The sequence below is a fragment of the Streptomyces toyocaensis genome, from assembly GCF_000725125.1.
GTDB lineage: Bacteria > Actinomycetota > Actinomycetes > Streptomycetales > Streptomycetaceae > Streptomyces > Streptomyces toyocaensis.
The window spans coordinates 54,325-71,831 of sequence record NZ_JFCB01000016.1; the positions used below are offsets into that span (position 1 = coordinate 54,325).

20 protein-coding genes are annotated in these 17,507 nt (G+C 70.1%); 9 read left to right on the forward strand and 11 right to left on the reverse strand.

Translation table 11 applies throughout. The features are described from left to right. Nucleotides 1-87 precede the first annotated feature (87 nt). Both ppdK and dusB read right to left on the reverse strand, forming a co-directional pair. Nucleotides 88-2,835 (reverse strand): pyruvate, phosphate dikinase, encoded by a 2,748-nt coding sequence (gene ppdK / locus BU52_RS18365; protein WP_037935650.1) that lies wholly within the window; start codon nt 2,833-2,835, stop codon nt 88-90. 549 nt (nt 2,836-3,384) lie between these two features. Further along, nucleotides 3,385-4,581 (reverse strand): tRNA dihydrouridine synthase DusB, encoded by a 1,197-nt coding sequence (dusB, locus tag BU52_RS18370; RefSeq protein WP_037935653.1) that lies wholly within the window; start codon nt 4,579-4,581, stop codon nt 3,385-3,387. Nucleotides 4,582-4,754: 173 nt separating this feature from the next. Between dusB and BU52_RS18375 the strand changes: the two genes are divergently transcribed. After that, the gene (locus BU52_RS18375; RefSeq protein ID WP_037935656.1) at nt 4,755-5,825 is read left to right on the forward strand and encodes a chitinase; all 1,071 of its coding nucleotides are present in this window, start codon (nt 4,755-4,757) and stop codon (nt 5,823-5,825) included. 95 nt (nt 5,826-5,920) lie between these two features. After that, a complete protein-coding gene (locus BU52_RS18380; protein WP_037935658.1) occupies nt 5,921-6,127 on the forward strand; it encodes a hypothetical protein in 207 nt (68 codons plus the stop codon). Nucleotides 6,128-6,213: 86 nt separating this feature from the next. On the opposite strand, the gene BU52_RS18385 is transcribed toward BU52_RS18380, so the two are convergent. After that, the gene (locus BU52_RS18385; protein ID WP_037935660.1) at nt 6,214-7,596 is read right to left on the reverse strand and encodes a glycine--tRNA ligase; all 1,383 of its coding nucleotides are present in this window, start codon (nt 7,594-7,596) and stop codon (nt 6,214-6,216) included. A 161-nt stretch (nt 7,597-7,757) separates the two neighbouring features. Here BU52_RS18385 and BU52_RS18390 point away from each other — a divergent pair, with 161 nt between their 5' ends. From BU52_RS18390 to BU52_RS18405, 4 genes are all read left to right on the forward strand, one after another. Then, nucleotides 7,758-8,774: a metal ABC transporter substrate-binding protein gene (locus BU52_RS18390; RefSeq protein ID WP_037935662.1), complete on the forward strand. Its 1,017-nt coding sequence runs from the start codon at nt 7,758-7,760 to the stop codon at nt 8,772-8,774. Between the two features lie 23 nt (nt 8,775-8,797). Beyond that, nucleotides 8,798-9,568: a metal ABC transporter ATP-binding protein gene (locus BU52_RS18395; RefSeq protein WP_037935820.1), complete on the forward strand. Its 771-nt coding sequence runs from the start codon at nt 8,798-8,800 to the stop codon at nt 9,566-9,568. Next, nucleotides 9,568-10,470: a metal ABC transporter permease gene (locus BU52_RS18400; protein ID WP_037935664.1), complete on the forward strand. Its 903-nt coding sequence runs from the start codon at nt 9,568-9,570 to the stop codon at nt 10,468-10,470. Before BU52_RS18395 ends, BU52_RS18400 begins: the two co-directional genes overlap by 1 nt. Before the next feature lie 62 nt (nt 10,471-10,532). Further along, nucleotides 10,533-10,943: a Fur family transcriptional regulator gene (locus BU52_RS18405; RefSeq protein ID WP_037935665.1), complete on the forward strand. Its 411-nt coding sequence runs from the start codon at nt 10,533-10,535 to the stop codon at nt 10,941-10,943. A gap of 118 nt (nt 10,944-11,061) precedes the next feature. Here BU52_RS18405 and BU52_RS18410 read toward each other — a convergent pair whose 3' ends face one another. Genes BU52_RS18410 through BU52_RS18425 form a run of 4 tightly spaced genes read right to left on the reverse strand, consistent with a single transcriptional unit; the run spans nt 11,062 to nt 13,139 of the window. Further along, nucleotides 11,062-11,913, reverse strand: a complete 852-nt coding sequence (locus BU52_RS18410; RefSeq protein ID WP_037935667.1) for an isoprenyl transferase — start codon at nt 11,911-11,913, stop codon at nt 11,062-11,064. A gap of 36 nt (nt 11,914-11,949) precedes the next feature. Next, nucleotides 11,950-12,696 (reverse strand): DNA repair protein RecO, encoded by a 747-nt coding sequence (recO, locus tag BU52_RS18415; RefSeq protein ID WP_037935670.1) that lies wholly within the window; start codon nt 12,694-12,696, stop codon nt 11,950-11,952. Between the two features lie 21 nt (nt 12,697-12,717). Beyond that, a complete protein-coding gene (locus BU52_RS18420) occupies nt 12,718-12,933 on the reverse strand; it encodes a hypothetical protein (RefSeq protein ID WP_037935672.1) in 216 nt (71 codons plus the stop codon). Next, on the reverse strand, nt 12,930-13,139 hold the full coding sequence (locus BU52_RS18425) for a hypothetical protein (protein ID WP_037935677.1): 210 nt from the start codon (nt 13,137-13,139) through the stop codon (nt 12,930-12,932). Before BU52_RS18425 ends, BU52_RS18420 begins: the two co-directional genes overlap by 4 nt. Before the next feature lie 115 nt (nt 13,140-13,254). Here BU52_RS18425 and BU52_RS18430 point away from each other — a divergent pair, with 115 nt between their 5' ends. Then, nucleotides 13,255-14,088, forward strand: coding sequence for a helix-turn-helix domain-containing protein (locus BU52_RS18430; protein WP_037935680.1), 834 nt, complete (start codon nt 13,255-13,257; stop codon nt 14,086-14,088). After that, nucleotides 14,070-14,270 (forward strand): DUF397 domain-containing protein, encoded by a 201-nt coding sequence (locus BU52_RS18435; protein WP_037935681.1) that lies wholly within the window; start codon nt 14,070-14,072, stop codon nt 14,268-14,270. Before BU52_RS18430 ends, BU52_RS18435 begins: the two co-directional genes overlap by 19 nt. Here the strand turns inward: BU52_RS18435 and BU52_RS18440 are convergent. Then, nucleotides 14,267-14,455 carry a hypothetical protein gene (locus BU52_RS18440; RefSeq protein ID WP_037935684.1) on the reverse strand — a complete coding sequence of 63 codons (189 nt, stop codon included), beginning with the start codon at nt 14,453-14,455 and terminating at the stop codon, nt 14,267-14,269. The two genes, BU52_RS18435 and BU52_RS18440, sit on opposite strands and share 4 nt — an antisense overlap. Nucleotides 14,456-14,466: 11 nt before the next feature. Further along, nucleotides 14,467-15,069 carry an ArsR/SmtB family transcription factor gene (locus tag BU52_RS18445; RefSeq protein ID WP_037935689.1) on the reverse strand — a complete coding sequence of 201 codons (603 nt, stop codon included), beginning with the start codon at nt 15,067-15,069 and terminating at the stop codon, nt 14,467-14,469. Nucleotides 15,070-15,248: 179 nt separating this feature from the next. On the opposite strand from BU52_RS18445, the gene BU52_RS18450 reads away from it, so the two are divergent. Next, nucleotides 15,249-15,569 (forward strand): hypothetical protein, encoded by a 321-nt coding sequence (locus tag BU52_RS18450; RefSeq protein ID WP_037935692.1) that lies wholly within the window; start codon nt 15,249-15,251, stop codon nt 15,567-15,569. A 9-nt stretch (nt 15,570-15,578) separates the two neighbouring features. On the opposite strand, the gene BU52_RS18455 is transcribed toward BU52_RS18450, so the two are convergent. Together BU52_RS18455 and BU52_RS18460 are read right to left on the reverse strand one after the other, a co-directional pair. Beyond that, a complete protein-coding gene (locus BU52_RS18455) occupies nt 15,579-16,241 on the reverse strand; it encodes a response regulator transcription factor (RefSeq protein ID WP_037935694.1) in 663 nt (220 codons plus the stop codon). After that, a complete protein-coding gene (locus tag BU52_RS18460; RefSeq protein WP_037935696.1) occupies nt 16,238-17,491 on the reverse strand; it encodes a sensor histidine kinase in 1,254 nt (417 codons plus the stop codon). The genes BU52_RS18455 and BU52_RS18460 overlap by 4 nt, the downstream gene beginning before the upstream one ends. Between the last annotated feature and the right edge of the window lie 16 nt (nt 17,492-17,507).

Below are 17,507 nucleotides of genomic sequence, written 5' to 3' on the forward strand. Positions count from 1 at the left end.
CTCTCTTCGTGATCCGGAGCCGTCGCCGATCGGTGAGGGTGGTCGGGTGACAGACGACGGCTCCGGGGTTCGAATGCCCCGGAGGGCTCAGCGGTGGTCGCTGCCCGCCGAGGTGACCGCCGCGCGGCCGGCCTCCAGACGGGCGACCGGGATGCGGAACGGGGAGCAGGAGACGTAGTCCAGGCCCACCTCGTGGAAGAAGTGGACGGACTCCGGGTCGCCGCCGTGCTCGCCGCAGACGCCGAGCTTCAGGTCGGGGCGGGTCTCGCGGCCGGCCTTGGCGGCGAGCTTCACCAGGGAGCCGACGCCGTCCTTGTCGATCGTCTCGAACGGCGACACCCCGAAGATGCCCTTCTCCAGGTAGGCGGTGAAGAAGCTGGCCTCCACGTCGTCCCGGGAGAAGCCCCACACCGTCTGGGTGAGGTCGTTGGTGCCGAAGGAGAAGAACTGCGCGGCCTCGGCGATCTGGCCGGCGGTCAGGGCGGCGCGCGGCAGCTCGATCATCGTGCCGATGGAGAGCTTGAGCGAGGTGCCGGTGGTCTCCTCGACCTCGGCGATGACCTTGTCGGCCTCCTCCCGGACGATCTCCAGCTCCTGGACCGTGCCGACCAGCGGGATCATGATCTCCGCGCGCGGGTCGCCCTTGGCGGCCCTGCGCTCGGCCGCCGCCTCCGCGATGGCCCGCACCTGCATGGTGAACAGGCCGGGGATGACCAGACCGAGGCGTACACCGCGCAGGCCCAGCATCGGGTTCTGCTCGTGCAGCCGGTGCACGGCCTGGAGGAGGCGCAGCTCGTTCTCGTGCGGCTCCTGCCGGGACTCGGCGAGGGCCACGCGGACCGACAGCTCGGTGATGTCGGGGAGGAACTCGTGCAGCGGCGGGTCGAGCAGGCGGATGGTGACCGGGAGGCCGTCCATCGCCTCGAACAACTCGACGAAGTCCTGCTTCTGCAGCGGGAGCAGGCCCTTCAGGGACTCCTCGCGCTCGGCCTCGGTGTCGGCCAGGATCAGGCGCTCCACCAGTTCGCGCCGGTCGCCGAGGAACATGTGCTCGGTGCGGCACAGGCCGATGCCCTGGGCGCCGAAGCGGCGGGCGCGCAGCGCGTCCTCGGCGTTGTCGGCGTTGGCGCGCACCCGCAGCCGGCGCTTGCGGTCGGCGAAGGCCATCATCCGGTGCACGGCCTCGACCAGCTCGTCGGCGTCGTCGGCGCCCGGGTGCATCCGGCCCTCGAAGTACTCGACGACCGGGGACGGCACGACCGGCACCTCGCCGAGGTAGACCTTGCCGGAGGAGCCGTCGATGGAGACGACGTCGCCCTCCTCCACCACGTGCCCGCCGGGCACGGTCATCCGGCGGCGCTTGGTGTCGACCTCGAGCTCCTCGGCGCCGCAGACACAGGTCTTGCCCATGCCGCGGGCGACGACGGCCGCGTGGGAGGTCTTGCCGCCGCGCGAGGTGAGGATGCCCTCGGCCGCGATCATGCCGTCCAGGTCGTCGGGGTTGGTCTCGCGGCGGATGAGGATGACCTTCTCACCGGAGCGCGACCACTTGACGGCGGTGTAGGAGTCGAAGACCGCCTTGCCGACCGCCGCGCCCGGGGAGGCGGCGATGCCGCGTCCGACCTGCTCGACCTTGGCGCTCTCGTCGAAGCGCGGGAACATCAGCTGCGCGAGCTGGGCGCCGTTGACGCGGGTCAGGGCCTCGGCCTCGTCGATCAGGCCCTGGTCGACGAGCTGGGTGGCGATGCGGAAGGCCGCGCCCGCGGTGCGCTTGCCGACGCGGGTCTGGAGCATCCACAGCTGACCGCGCTCGATGGTGAACTCGATGTCGCAGAGGTCCTTGTAGTGGTTCTCCAAGGTCTCCATGATCTGCATCAGCTGGTCGTACGACTTCTTGTCGATCCGCTCCAGCTCCGCGAGCGGCACGGTGTTGCGGATGCCCGCGACCACGTCCTCGCCCTGCGCGTTCTGCAGGTAGTCGCCGTAGACGCCCTGGTGTCCTGAGGCGGGGTCGCGGGTGAAGGCGACACCGGTGCCGGAGTCGGGGCCGAGGTTGCCGAAGACCATGGAGCACACGTTGACGGCGGTGCCCAGGTCGTGCGGGATGCGCTCCTGGCGGCGGTACAGCTTGGCGCGGTCGCCGTTCCAGGAGTCGAAGACCGCCTTGATGGCGAGGTCCATCTGCTCGCGCGGGTCCTGCGGGAAGTCCCGGCCGGCCTCGGTCTTGACGATCTTCTTGAACTTGGTGACGAGCTTCTTGAGGTCGGCGGCCTCCAGCTCGGTGTCGACGGTGACGTTCTTGGCCGCCTTCGCCGCCTCCAGCGCGTCCTCGAAGAGTTCGCCGTCGACGCCGAGGACGGTCTTGCCGAACATCTGGATGAGGCGCCGGTAGGAGTCCCAGGCGAACCGGTCGTCGCCGGCCTGCTTCGCCAGGCCCTGCACGGACTTGTCCGACAGGCCGATGTTGAGGACGGTGTCCATCATGCCCGGCATGGAGAACTTGGCACCGGAGCGGACCGACACGAGGAGGGGGTTGTCGGCCTGGCCGAGCTTCTTGCCCATCGTCGCCTCGAGGGCGTCGAGGTGCGCACTCACCTCGTCACGCAGTTCCGCGGGCTCCTCGCCACTGTCGAGGTAGGTCTTGCAGGCCTCGGTGGTGATGGTGAAGCCGGGCGGGACGGGAAGGCCCAGGTTGGTCATCTCGGCGAGGTTGGCACCCTTGCCGCCGAGCAGGTCCTTGAGGTCCTTGTTGCCCTCGGTGAAGTCGTAGACGAACTTCACGCCCTCAACGCTCGTGCCCGGCTGAGCTACGTGGGGATCTTTGTTTTCCGACACGGGTCTCGACTCCTCGAGGACGCGGTGGCTGCCCTGACGGCGAGGAATGTACCCAGATCAAAGGCGTCTGGGTACGTCCACTTGTGGGTCATGCGCCTGTAACCACTCGTGCGCCAGCGGATTGAAAGTCAAAGCTTGGCAAGCGGTCCCAGCCGAATGTTTTCACTTCTTGAACGCATCTTCCCACCCACAGGGCCCCAGGGCGCTCACATGAGCGGCAATCCACACGTCTGATTTCGCTCGATGAACGATCAAGAGGTGGCACTGAGTGCCACGCTTTGAGAAGTGCAGTCGCCCATGATCCGCTCATCTGAGCGCAACCCTTATCAAGGGTGGCGAGAATCACGCTGCCACAGCGTGCCGGATTTCACCATGCGGACCAATCCCGGGCATCGGTCGGATGAACGCACCGGTCAGCGCGTACGTACGGAACGACGGCGGACCCGGACCCCCACGCCGGGTCCGCCTCCTACACGCGTTCGCCGCGGCCCTGGTCGTCGGCGCGTCGGCCTCCCCGCCGGGGCGGTCGTCGGGGCGGTCCTGCTCGGATCAGCCGCCGGAGGTGTCGAGCTCCGCGTCCTCTCCGACGCCGGCGCAGTCGTAGGGGTCCTTCAGCCAGCCGTCCGGCAGCACCACCCGGTTGTTGCCGGACGTACGGCCGCGGGGGCCGTCGGCGCCGGCCGGCCAGGGCTGGCCGAGGTCCAGCTCGTCGAGCCCGGCCCGCAGTTCCTCCAGCGAGGAGGTGACCGCGAGCCGCTTGCGCATCTCGGAGCCGACCGCGAAGCCCTTCAGGTACCAGGCGACGTGCTTGCGGAAGTCGATCACACCGCGGGACTCGTCGCCGATCCATTCCCCGAGCAGCGTGGCGTGCCGGACCATGACGTCGGCGACCTCGCGCAGGGTGGGCCGTACGAAGGCGTCGGTACGTCCCTCGAAGGCGGCCACCAGATCCGCGAACAGCCACGGCCGGCCCAGGCACCCCCGGCCCACGACCACCCCGTCGCAGCCGGTCTCGCGCACCATCCTGAGCGCGTCCTCGGCCGACCAGATGTCGCCGTTGCCGAGCACCGGGATCTCCGGGACGTGCTCCTTGAGCCGGGCGATGGCGTCCCAGTCGGCGGTGCCGCCGTAGTGCTGGGCGGCGGTGCGGCCGTGCAGCGCGATGGCGGTCACACCCTCCTCCACGGCGATCCGGCCGGCGTCCAGGTAGGTCAGGTGGTCGTCGTCGATGCCCTTGCGCATCTTCATCGTCACCGGCAGGTCGCCCGCGCCGCTCACGGCCTCGCGCAGGATGGACCGCAGCAGGTTCCGCTTGAACGGGAGGGCCGAGCCGCCGCCCTTGCGGGTCACCTTGGGGACCGGGCAGCCGAAGTTGAGGTCGATGTGGTCGGCGAGGTCCTCCTCCGCGATCATGCGGACGGCCTTGCCGACGGTCGCCGGGTCGACACCGTACAGCTGGATGGAGCGGGGCTTTTCGGTCTCGTCGAACCTGATGAGCTGCATGGTCTTGTCGTTGCGCTCGACCAGCGCCCGGGTGGTGATCATCTCGCTGACGAACAGGCCCTTGCCGCCGCTCCACTCCCTGCACAGGGTGCGGAAGGGGGCGTTGGTGATCCCGGCCATGGGAGCGAGCACGACGGGCGGCCGGACGGCATGCGGGCCGATGCGCAGGGCCGCGTCCGTGGTCGTGTCCGTGATCGCGTTCACGGTCGTGGTCGTGTTCGTGGTCGGCGAGGGCGTGGGCATTCCCCCATTGTCCCGCATCCCGGAGGGTCCGATCGCGGCCGTCCGCCCCACTCGTTGGTCCAGACCTCTTGACGAAAGGTCTGGACCAAAGCCACTGTCATGGCTACGACACCAGGACAACTCCGCACGGCGCCCCACACATGATCACCTCACCGCACCCACCGGGAGGCCCCATGAACCGCCGGCTCCGCCACAGGCTGCGTCTCCTCGCGGCCGCCGTCACCACAGCGGTCCTCGCCCCGTTCACCCTCACCACCGCACCCGCCGCCACGGCCGCGCCCGCCGCCGAGACCTGTGCGGTGAAAACGAAACCCGCCGGAAAGGTCCTCCAGGGCTACTGGGAGAACTGGGACGGCGCCTCCAACGGCGTCCACCCGCCCTTCGGCTGGACCCCGATCACCGACTCCCGCATGGCCGCCCACGGCTACAACGTGATCAACGCGGCGTTCCCGGTCATCCTCTCCGACGGAACCGCGCTGTGGGAGGACGGCATGGACCGGGGCGTGAAGGTCGCCACCCCGGAGGAGATGTGCGCGGCCAAGGCATCCGGGCAGACCATCCTGCTCTCCATCGGCGGCGCGACGGCCGGCATCGACCTCAACTCCACCGCCGTGGCCGACCGCTTCGTCGAGACGATCGTCCCGATCCTGAAGAAGTACAACTTCGACGGCATCGACATCGACATCGAGACCGGCCTGGTCGGCAGCGGCGACATCAGCCAACCGTCCGCGTCCCAGGCCAACCTGATCCGCATCATCGACGGCGTTCTCGCCCGCATGCCGGCGGGCTTCGGCCTGACCATGGCCCCGGAGACCGCCTATGTCACCGGCGGCAGCGTCGTCTACGGCTCGATCTGGGGCGCGTACCTGCCGGTCATCAAGAAGTACGCGGACAACGGCCGCCTGTGGTGGCTGAACATGCAGTACTACAACGGCGCCATGTACGGCTGCTCCGGCGACGCCTACTCCGCCGGCACGGTGCAGGGCTTCGTCGCCCAGACCGACTGTCTCGACAAGGGACTGGTCATCCAGGGCACGACGATCCGGGTGCCGTACGACAAGCAGGTGCCGGGACTGCCCGCGCAGCCGGGCGCGGGCGGCGGTCACATGTCCCCGTCCCTGGTCTCCCAGGCCTGGAACCACTACGGCGGCGGCCTCAAGGGATTGATGACCTGGTCGATCAACTGGGACGGGTCGCGGAACTGGACCTTCGGCGACAACGTCAAGGCTCTGCAGGGCCGCTGACGCGGATGATGTCGCTTTTCGCCGCACACCCCTTGTCGTCCCCGAACGGGGGCACAAGAACGGCATCACCGACCCGCCGAACCGCCGGAGGCACCATGCCGCAGACCGACACCAGCAAGGTCAGCCGCTGGGACCTGCACGGGCGCGTGCACATCGTGCGCGCCCTGCGCACCGGAGTGCAGCGCACGATCAGGTGTGACACGTGCGGCTGGCGCACAGGAGCGCAGTTCCTGCCGTGGCTCAAGGCGCAGGAGCACCTGGAGGCGGCCCACCAGGCGACGGTGGACCCCACCGCCGCCTGAGACCCGGGCCGGCGGGCCCGGTGGACGAAACAGCCCACCCTCCACCCGACCGGGTCGGGTGGAGGGTGGGCGCGGGTGACGAACGTTCAGCAGCCGATCAGCCGGGCCGCGAGGTACCCCTCGATCTGGTCCAGCGACACGCGCTCCTGCTTCATGGTGTCGCGCTCGCGCACGGTCACCGCGTTGTCGTCCAGGGTGTCGAAGTCGACGGTCACGCAGAACGGCGTACCGATCTCGTCCTGGCGGCGGTACCGGCGGCCGATGGCGCCGGCGTCGTCGAACTCGATGTTCCAGTTCTGCCGCAGCGCCTGTGCCAGGCCCTTGGCCTTCGGCGACAGCTCCGGGTTGCGGGACAGCGGGAGCACCGCGACCTTCACCGGCGCGAGGCGGTGGTCGAGCCGCAGCACGGTCCGCTTCTCCATCTTGCCCTTGGCGTTGGGCGCCTCGTCCTCGACGTAGGCGTCGAGCAGGAAGGCGAGCATCGCCCGGCCGACACCGGCCGCCGGCTCGATGACGTACGGCGTCCAGCGCTCGCCGGCCTCCTGGTCGAAGAAGGACAGGTCCTGGCCGGAGGCCTTGGAGTGGGCGCCGAGGTCGTAGTCGGTGCGGTTGGCGACACCCTCCAGCTCGCCCCACTCGCTGCCGCCGAACTGGAAGCGGTACTCGATGTCAGCGGTGCGCTTGGAATAGTGGGAGAGCTTCTCCTGCGGGTGCTCGTACCACCGCATGTTCTCCTCGCGCAGGCCGAGACCGGTGTACCAGTTCCAGCGCTGCTCCATCCAGTACTCCTGCCACTTCTCGTCCTCGCCCGGCTTGACGAAGAACTCCATCTCCATCTGCTCGAACTCGCGGGTGCGGAAGATGAAGTTGCCGGGCGTGATCTCGTTGCGGAAGGACTTGCCCATCTGGGCGATGCCGAACGGCGGCTTGCGGCGTGAAGTGGTCTGCACCTGGCCGAAGTTGGTGAAGATGCCCTGGGCGGTCTCCGGGCGCAGGTAGGCGATGGAGCCGGAGTCCTGGGTCGGGCCGAGGTGGGTCGAGAGCAGGCCCGAGAACTGCTTGGGCTCGGTGAAGGTGCCCTTGTTGCCGCAGTTGGGGCAGTTGAGGTCGGCGAGGCCGTTCTCCGGGGCGTGACCCTTCTTCTCCTCGTACGCCTCCTCCAGGTGGTCCGCGCGGAACCGCTTGTGGCAGGAGGTGCACTCGGTCAGCGGGTCCGTGAACGTGGCGACGTGACCGGAGGCGACCCACACCTCGGGGGCCAGGATCACGGACGAGTCGATACCGACCACGTCCTCGCGCGACGTCACCATGTAGCGCCACCACTGGCGCTTGAGGTTCTCCTTGAGCTCGACACCCAGCGGCCCGTAGTCCCAGGCGGCACGCTGGCCGCCGTAGATCTCACTGCAGGGGAATACGAAGCCACGGCGCTTGCTCAGGCTGACGATGGTGTCGATCTTGTCGGCGGCCACGGTGCTCTCTTCATTACGACGACGGGCGACGAAGCGAGATTGCTTCCAGCGAAGCCCTCAGGCTACCGGCGCGGCCTGCCCCGCGACCAATTCGGTGTCCCCTACAGCGCTCTCACGTGCTTTGTTGACAACGGTTTCCATATTTGTTGAAAATGAGTGTCATGAACGTACGACGACATCACATATCCGCGGCCGCCCTGGCCGCGGCCACCGCCCTCGGTCTCGGCACCCTGACCGCCTGCTCCTCCGACAGCGCCGCCGCGGGCAACACCGACAAGTTCGACGTCGTCGCCTCGTTCTACCCCATGGCCTTCCTCGCCGAGCAGATCGGCGGCGAGCACGTCAACGTCACCAGTCTGACCCAGCCCGGCCAGGAGCCGCACGACCTGGAGATCAGCGCCAAGCAGACCGCGCAGCTCCAGGAGTCCGACGCGGCCCTCTACCTCAAGGGCCTGCAGCCCACCGTCGACGAGGCCGTCGGCCAGTCCGAGGTCAAGACCAAGATCGACGCGAGCACGCTGACCTCCCTGGAGGAGCACGGCGCCGAGAGCGGTGGTCACGAGGAGGAGCACGCGGACGAGCACGGCGCCGAGGAGGAGCACGGCCACGAGGAGGAGCCCGGCCACGAGGACGAGCACGGCCACGAGGGCGAGGGCGGCAAGGACCCCCACATCTGGCTCGACCCGGTCAAGTACGCCGAGGTCGCCGAGGGCGTCGGCAAGGCCTTCGCCAAGGCCGATCCGGACCACGCCGCCGACTACGAGAAGAACGCCGAGGCGCTGGCCGGCAAGCTGAACGACCTGAACACGGAGTTCCGGACCGGCCTGAAGGACAGGAAGACCGACGTCTTCATCACCACGCACGCCGCCTTCGGCTACCTCGCCGAGCGCTACGGCCTGACCGAAGAGGCCATCAGCGGCCTCGACCCCGAGTCCGAGCCCAGCGGCGCCCGCGTGAAGGAGCTCCAGAGGACGGCGAAGGCGGACGGCGCCACCACCGTCTTCTACGAGACGCTCGTCAGCGACAAGACCGCCAAGACCCTCGCCGGTGACGCCGGACTCAGGACCGACGTCCTCGACCCGATCGAGGGCATCACCGACAGCTCCCGCGGCGACGACTACTTCCAGGTCATGGAAGCCAACCTCAAGGCCCTGCGGACGGCCCTGGGCGCCAAGTGACCGACGAACGACCGGAGGACGGCATGACCACCGAGCCCGTCATCTCCCTGAGCGGCGTCCGCGCCGAGCTGGGCTCGCGCCCCGTCCTGCGCGGCATCGACCTCACCGTGCGCCGCGGCGAGGTCGTCGCCCTGCTCGGTGCCAACGGCTCAGGCAAGTCGACCGCCGTGCGCAGCGTCATCGGCCAGGTGCCCGTCAGCGCCGGCGGGATCGAACTGTTCGGCACCCCGCAGCGCCGGTTCCGCGACTGGGCGCGCGTGGGCTACGTCCCGCAGCGCACCACCGCGGCCGGGGGCGTGCCCGCCACGGTCACCGAGGTCGTCTCCTCGGGCCGCCTGGCCCGCACCCGCTTCGGTGTCTTCCGCAAGGCCGACCGCGAGGCCGTACGCCACGCCCTGGACCTCGTCGGCATGACGGACCGCGCCAAGGACTCCGTCGACGCCCTCTCCGGCGGCCAGCACCAGCGGGTCCTGATCGCCCGCGCGCTCGCCGCCGCACCCGAACTGCTGATCATGGACGAGCCGATGGCGGGCGTGGACCTGGCCAGCCAGGAGGTGCTCGCCGAGACCCTGCGGCACCAGGTCTCCGAGGGCGCCACCGTCCTCCTCGTCCTGCACGAACTGGGCCCCCTGGAGCCCTTGATCGACCGGGCGGTCGTGCTCCGCGACGGCTGCGTCGCGCACGACGGCCCGCCCCCCAAGGCCGTCGGCCAGCACGCGCTGCCCGGCCATGACCACGTACACCCGCACGCCCCCGCGGGCGCCGGACCGATGCGCACAGGACTGCTCAGCTGATGGAGATCCTCGACTTCGCCTTCATGCAGCGGGCGCTGCTCGCCGCCGTCCTGGTCGGCATCACCGCCCCCGCCGTCGGCATCTACCTGGTGCAGCGCCGCCAGGCCCTCATGGGCGACGGCATCGGCCACGTGGCGATGACCGGTGTCGGCCTGGGCTTCCTGCTCACCTGGTCCCCGGTGTGGATGGCGACCCTGGTCTCCGTCCTCGGCGCCGTCTTCATGGAACTGGTCCGCTGGTACGCCAGGACCCGCGGCGACATCGCCCTCGCGATGCTGTTCTACGGCGGTATGGCCGGCGGCGTCATGTTCATCAACCTCGCCCCCGGCGGCTCCACCACGAACCTCTCCTCGTTCCTCTTCGGCTCCCTGTCCACGGTGTCGGAGTCCGACGTCACGGCGATCTGCCTGCTGGCCGCGTTCGTGATGCTGGTCACCGTCGGTCTGCGCCGGCAGCTGTTCGCGGTCAGCCAGGACGAGGAGTTCGCGCGGGTGACGGGCCTGCCGGTGCGGTTCCTCAACCTGCTCACGGCGATCACGGCGGCGGTGACCGTTTCGGTCGCGATGCGCGTCGTCGGCCTGCTGCTGGTGAGCGCGCTCATGGTGGTGCCCGTCGCGGCGGCCCAGCAGCTCACCCGCAGCTTCGCCGCCACCTTCGCCATCGCCGTCGCGATCGGCGTGAGCGTGACCATCGGCGGCACGGTCACCTCGTACTACCAGGACGTGCCGCCCGGCGCGACGATCGTGCTGCTGACCATCGGCGCGTTCATCGCGCTGACCGCGCTGGCGGCCCCGCTCGCCCGCCGCCGCGCCCGGACACTGGCCGCCGCACACCCCGGCGGCGACCCCGCCGAGTGCGCGATTCCGGCCGGCCGCACGGCCGGCGACGAGGTCGGCGCCTGACTCGCCACTGCCCGGGCTGGCACAATGGCCCCGGCAGATGCCAGACGTGAGGAGGCAATCCGGTGACGACCGCAGGACCGCCCGTGAAGGGCCGCGCCACTCGGCAGCGTGCCGCCGTGGCGGCTTGCCTTCAGGAGGTCGACGAGTTCCGCAGCGCGCAGGAACTGCACGACATGCTCAAGCACAAGGGCGACTCGGTCGGGCTCACCACGGTCTACCGCACGCTGCAGTCCCTCGCCGACGCGGGCGAGGTCGACGTCCTGCGGACCGCCGACGGCGAGTCCGTCTACCGGCGCTGCTCCACCGGCGACCATCACCACCACCTGGTGTGCCGCAGCTGCGGCAAGGCGGTCGAGGTGGAGGGCCCGGCGGTGGAGAAGTGGGCGGAGGCCATCGCGGCGGAACACGGCTACGTCAACGTGGCCCACACGGTGGAGATCTTCGGCACGTGCGCGGAGTGCGCCGCGGGCTGAGCGGAACGCGGTTGAGCCGTGAGGCCGCGGCGCGTGGTCGGCCTCGGGTGCGTGGTGGCTGGTCGCGCGGTTCCCCGCGCCCCTGGGGCGTCGTCACAGGCCGCGCGACCCACCCGTGTCAGCCCTGCTGCTCGGCCTCCGCGGGCCGTCCCTCCCTGGCCGACAGCTCCTCGTTGGGGATCGCCCCGCCGAACCGCCGGTCCCGGGACGCGAACTCCAGGCACGCCCGCCACAGATCACGCCGGTCGAAGTCCGGCCACAGCACGTCCTGGAACACCATTTCGGCGTAGGCGCTCTGCCACAGCAGGTAGTTGGACGTACGCTGCTCACCGCTCGGCCGCAGGAACAGGTCCACGTCCGGCATGTCCGGGTAGTACATGTACTTCTGCAGCGTCTTCTCGTTGACCTTCGACGGATCGAGCCGCCCGGCCCTCACGTCCTCGGCCAGCGCCTGCGCGGCGTCCGCGATCTCCGCCCGTCCGCCGTAGTTCATGCAGAAGTACAGCGTCAGCCGGTCGTTGTCCTTCGTCTGCTCCTGGGCGACCTGCAGCTCCTTGGCCACCGACTTCCACAGCTTGGGCATCCGCCCGACCCACCGCACGCGGATCCCCAGCTCGTCGAGCTGGTCACGGGTCCTGCGGATGAAGTCGCGGTTGAAGTTCATCAGGAAGCGCACCTCGTCCGGCGAGCGCTTCCAGTTCTCCGTGGAGAAGGCGTACAGCGAGATGGCCCCCACGCCCATCTCGACCGCGCCCTGGAGCACGTCCAGCACCCGCTCGGCACCGACCTTGTGCCCCTCGGTGCGCGGCAGCCCCCGCTCCTTCGCCCAGCGCCCGTTGCCGTCCATGACGATCGCCACATGGTTCGGGACCAGCTCGCCGGGGAGCTTGGGCGGCCGCGCGCCCGACGGGTGCGGTTCCGGCGTCCTGTACTCCCGGCGCTGACGCCCCAGGAACCCGCGTACGACCATGTGCCTCTCGTCTCCTCTGGCTGTTCGCTGCGCGCGCTACTTCTCGACGTACCGGAGCGAGCGCAGCCCGCGCTCCAGATGCCAGTGCAGGTAGGCGGACACCAGCCCGCTCCCCTCCCGGACGTACCGCGCCTCGCACGCGTCCGCGGTCTCCCAGTCTCCCGTAAGCAGCGCCCCCAGGAGTTCCAGGGCCTGCGGCGAGGGTACGACGCTGCCGGGCACCCGGCAGTCGGGGCAGACGGAACCGCCCGACGCGACCGAGAAGAACCGGTTGGGGCCGGGCATCCCGCACCCCGCGCAGTCGGTGAAGCTGGGCGCGTACCCGTTGACGGCGAGGGAGCGCAGCAGGAACGCGTCGAGCACCAGGTGCGGCGCGTGCTCGCCCCGGGCGAGCGTCCGCAGGGCCCCCACCAGCAGCAGGTACTGCTGCACCGCCGGCTCGCCCTCGTGGTCGGTGAACCGCTCGGCGGTCTCCAGCATGGCCGTACCGGCGGTGTAGCGCGCGTAGTCCGTCACGATCCCGCCACCGTACGGCGCGATGGTCTCGCTCTGGGTGCACAGCGGCAGGCCGCGGCCGATCAGCTCGCTGCCCTTGGAGAAGAACTGCACGTCCACGTGCGAGAACGGTTCGAGGCGCGCGCCGAACTTGGACTTCGTCCGGCGCACACCCCTCGCCACGGCGCGTACCCGGCCGTGACCCCGCGTGAGCAAGGTGATGATCCGGTCCGCCTCACCCAGCTTCTGGGTGCGCAGCACGATGCCGTCGTCGCGGAACAGACTCATGGCATCCATTGTCGCTTACGTTCAAGGCACCTCACCGCGACTGCGGGCGTTGGCGTACGCCGTCGCCGCACGCAGCCGCTCGGCGTCGGTCGCCTGCCGTACGACGTCGGGGTCCGCGTCCCACTCGCGGCCGCCGCCGCACGGTCTCAGCTGGACGTACGGCCCCTCGTGACCCATGACGATGCCGATCCGCTCGGTGCCCGTGTCCACGACGTACGCGCCGACGGGCGGCTTCACCGGAGCACCGCCGCGGTGATCCGCCGCGCGGTCTCCACGGAGCACCGTCCCAGTTCGACGAGCGGACAGGGCGCCTCCCGCGCGAGACTCACCGGGTCCAGTCCCAGTGACGGCAGGGAAATTCCGGCCTTCGCGAGTGCCGCCCGCAATTCCTTCACCACGTCCTCCGCTTCTCCGACGCAGACCGCCGAGTGTTGTGCCGTCACCGTGATTCCCTTCCCGTCGATTCTCACTCTTCGCATACCCACCGTGACGTTACGTACTTAGACTGGGAAGGGGTTTACGCGCTACAGGCGCGGCGCTGCACAAAGGGGTTGAGCAATGGCCAAGGGTTCGCGCCAGGCGGCGTGGGAGTTCTTCGGTGCGGAACTGAAGCGACGGCGGGAGGACGCGGGGTTCACCCAGGTGGAGCTGGGGATGCGGGTCTTCGTGTCCGGCGGCTACATCGGCCAGTTCGAACAGGCGATTCGCAAGCCGCAATTGGACGTGGCCCAGCGGATCGACGAGGCGCTGCAAACCGACGGTATTTTCGAGCGGATGTGGCGCAAGCTCATCAAGGATCAGACCTATACGGAGTACTTCGCGCACGCGGCCGAACTGGAACAGCTGGCCACGGAAATCTGCGAGTACGCACCCGCGGTGATCCCGGGACTCCTGCAAACGCGGGAGTACGCACGGGCCATGTTCCTCGCGGGCAACCCGCTCGCCACCGACGAGTACATCGAGGAACTCATCAAGGGACGCATGGACCGGGCGCGGGTCCTGACGGACGCCGCACGGCCCGTGTATTGGGCGGTGCTCCACGAAACGGTCTTGCGGATCCCCGTAGGGGGCGCCGCCGTCATGGCGCACCAGTTGGACCACATCGCGGCCATGATGCGGGAGCGCACGGTGCTGGTGCAGGTGCTGCCGTTCTCCCAAGGGGCGCACCCGGCCATGGGCAAGATGATGTGGGTGATGGAGTTCGAGGACGCGCCGCCAACTGTCTATACAGAAGGCGTGTTTTCGGGGAGTCTGCTGGACGAACCGACGCTGGTGAAGCGCATCCGGGCGTCTTACGATCACATCAGGGCAGCCGCGCTGTCACCGGAGGCGGCCCTGACCATGATCGAGTCGGCGGCGGAGGACTACAGACAATGCGCGAGCTCGCCCTGAACAGCGCCCGCTGGCGCAAGAGCACGCACAGCGGCGGAGACGGCGGCGAGGCATGCCTCGAAGTGGCCGACGGTCTCCCCGGCCTCGTCCCCGTCCGCGACAGCAAGCTGAGCGGCGGCCCCGTGATCGTCGTCGGGTCGGCCGCCTGGACGGAGTTCGTACGTACCGTGGCGGGCCGCTAGGGGGCGAGGGCCGGGGTCCTGGGGGCGGTGACCAGGCGCAGGCCCAGGTCCACCAGGGTCCAGCCGAGGCGGGTGCGCAGGCGCTCCGGGCGCACGGCCGTGGCGGCGAGGCGGTACGCGTCGGCCTCCGCACGGAGATCCGCGGCACGGGCGCGGTGCAGGGCGAGACGGGTCTCCGGGTGCATCGGGCAGCCTCTCATTCCGTACGGATCGGGAAGACGTGGTGGTGGACGCGCACGTGTTCGGCGTCCGGCGCACCGTCGCCGGGGGCCTGCGCGCGGTAGCTCTCGACGAGGGCGTGCACCTTGTGGATCAGCTCCTCCGCCAGTTCCGGCGTGAGGCGCAGCGTCCAGTCGCTCAGGTCCGACGCGCGGCGCCAGGCCTCCGACCACTCGTTGCCGGTGCCGAGCCAGGTCGCGATCTCCTGGGTGTGGTGGTTGGCGACCTCGTGCAGGAACAGGTCGGCGGCGCCTCGTACCTGGGGGTCGCGGTCCTTGAGCAGGGCGTCGTCGAAGCTCACGCCCGCGTGGACCGCCCTCCACCACCGCTCCCGCCCCTTGCCGTGCTCCGGCGCGTCCTCCACGAACCCGTGGACGGCGAGCTGACGCAGGTGGTAGCTGGTGGCGCCGCTGGACTGGCCGAGTTTCGCGGCCAGTCGGGAGGCGGTGGCCGGCCCGCCGCGCCGCAGTGCGCTCAGCAGCTGCATGCGCAGGGGGTGCGCGAGACCGCGCAGTGAGCGCGCGTCCAGGCTGTGGAGCTTGGGGTCCTTCGGGTCCTGGGGATCACCGGGCTCGTCCATGGACGCAAAGATAGCGTTGCAAAGAAGTGTGTGCAACCACTTCTTTGCAACGCCTTCTTTGCATGTCGATGAACTGCCGATGACGCCGTTGGCGTGACGTTTCCCCTTCGTCGCAACCGGAGCAGGCGCGGCTGGGCTCCTGTCCTGCAGAACCGACACCCTCTGGTGAGGAGAGCGACATGACCGCGACCGCTTTCGAGTACGGCCCGACCCATGCCCTCGTCGACCCCTACGCCGTCGGGGACCGCACGGACGCCGCCTGGTGGCCCTCCGCCGCCGGACAGCAGGACAGCGACTACCTGCTGGCCCCGCCGAACCCGGCCGAGCGCGTCGACACCGCCATCGACCCGCGTGACCGACGCCGGCTGGAGCTCCACGCCGCGCTGACCGCCGCCGGCATCCCGCCGCGACCCGAGGACCGCGAGGCCATCGAGAGCCTGAGCGCCCTGTCCGGCAGCATCAACACCACCATCCAGCGCTGGCTGCACCACACACTGTGAGCCGCCGCCTCACGCCCTCCCCGGCGCCACCAGCCCCGACTCGTACGCCACGATGACCAGTTGGGCCCGGTCCCGGACCCCGAGCTTGCCCATCGTGCGGCTCACGTGGGTCTTGGCGGTGAGCGGGCTCAGGCCCAGCGACTCAGCGATCTCGGTGTTGTTCAGCCCGCGCGCGACCAGGGTGAGCACCTCGCGTTCGCGGTCGGACAGGCACTCCGGGCCGGCGGCGACGGGCGCCGACGGGCTTCGGAGGAAACGTTCGATCAGCCGAGCCGTGGGGCCCGGTGAGAGCAGCGCCTCACCGGCCGCGACCGTGCGGATGGCGTCGAGGAGTTCGGCGGGCCGGGTGTCCTTCACCAGGAAGCCGGAGGCACCGGCGCGCAGCGCGTCCACGATGTTCTCGTCGGTGTCGTAGGTGGTGAGGACGAGGACCTTGACCCCCGCGAGGTCGTCGTCGGCCGCGATGCGGCGGGTCGCCTCGATGCCGTCGAGGTCCGGCATCCGGATGTCCATGACGACGAGGTCGGCTGGCTCGGTACGGGCCAGTTCCACCGCCTGCCTGCCGGTGGCGGCCTGGCCCACGACCTCCATGTCGGGCGCCGACTCGACGAGCATCGCGAACGCCTCCCGTACGAGGGTCTGGTCGTCGGCGAGCAGCACGCGGATGGTCATCCGGTGGTCCCTTCCCATGTCACGGTCGTCAGCGGCAGGGTCGCGGTCACCGTGAAGCCCCCGCCCTCCCGTGGTCCGGCGTCGAGTGTGCCACCCACGCTGCGGGCCCGTTCGCGCATGCCGACGAGTCCGAATCCGGGGGTGCCGCCGGGGGTGGGCCCGGTGCCGTCGTCGGTGACGGACAGATGCAGGGTGCCGCCCTCCTCGCGCAGCTCGACGCGGACCGCCGGATCGGGACCGGCGTGCCGGACGGCGTTGGTCAGCGCCTCCTGCACGAGGCGGTAGGCGGCGGCGCCGACGGCGGGCGGAACGGGCCCCTTCACCCTGACGGCCGGTTCCACCCGGGCGCCCGCGAGGCGTGCGGCCGCCACCAGGTCGGGCACGCCGTCGAGGCCGGCCAGCGGGCCGCGGGCGTCGGCGGGGGCGCCGTTGTCGCGCAGCACCTCCAGGGTCGTACGGAGTTCCCCGCGTGCCGTCCGGCAGGTCCCGGCGATGTCGTCGAGGGCCTTGGCGACGGTCGCGCGGTCGAGGCGTTCGGGGTCGGCGGCCAGCACGTGTGCGGCGACGGAGGTCTGCACGCCGATGAGGGTGATGCTGTGGGCGAGCAGGTCGTGCAGGTCGCGGGCGATGCGCAGGCGTTCCTCGGCGACCCTGCGGCGGGCCTCCTCCTCGCGGGTGCGTTCGGCCCGTTCCGCGCGCTCGACGATGGCGGCGACGTACTGGCGGTAGAAGCGGACGTCGACGCCGAACACGAGTACGGCGACGACCCAGCCGGTGATGCGGACCAGTTCCACGAAGCCGTCGGGATTGGTGAGGGCGTTCACGGTGAGGGTGGTGCCGATGACGACGGTGCCGAGGAGCAGGGTGCGGCGCGGTGGGCCGGTCGCGGCGACGGTGTAGAGGGCGATCATGGAACCGGCGACGGGCGCACCGTGGTTGTTGTCGAGGGCGTGGTAGGGCACGACCGGCGCCAGGACCAGCAGCAGCACGAGCACCGGGCGCCGTCGCCGCCACGCCAGCGGGACGTGGGCGGCGAGCAGCAGCGTCCAGCCGAGCGCGTCGGGCCGGCGGCCGTGGTCGACGAGCAGCGCGACGGCGATGGCGAGCACGGCGGTGCACGCGGCGAGGACCGCGTCGTTGCGGACGGCGTGCGGGGCGGTCAGGGGGTCACGGTTGATCGCCGCCATGATCCGCTCGCCGGTGCGGGGGCGCTCCACTGCCTGCGCTGTCTTCGTGTGCACGGGGTCCATCCTCCGGGAGGAGGGC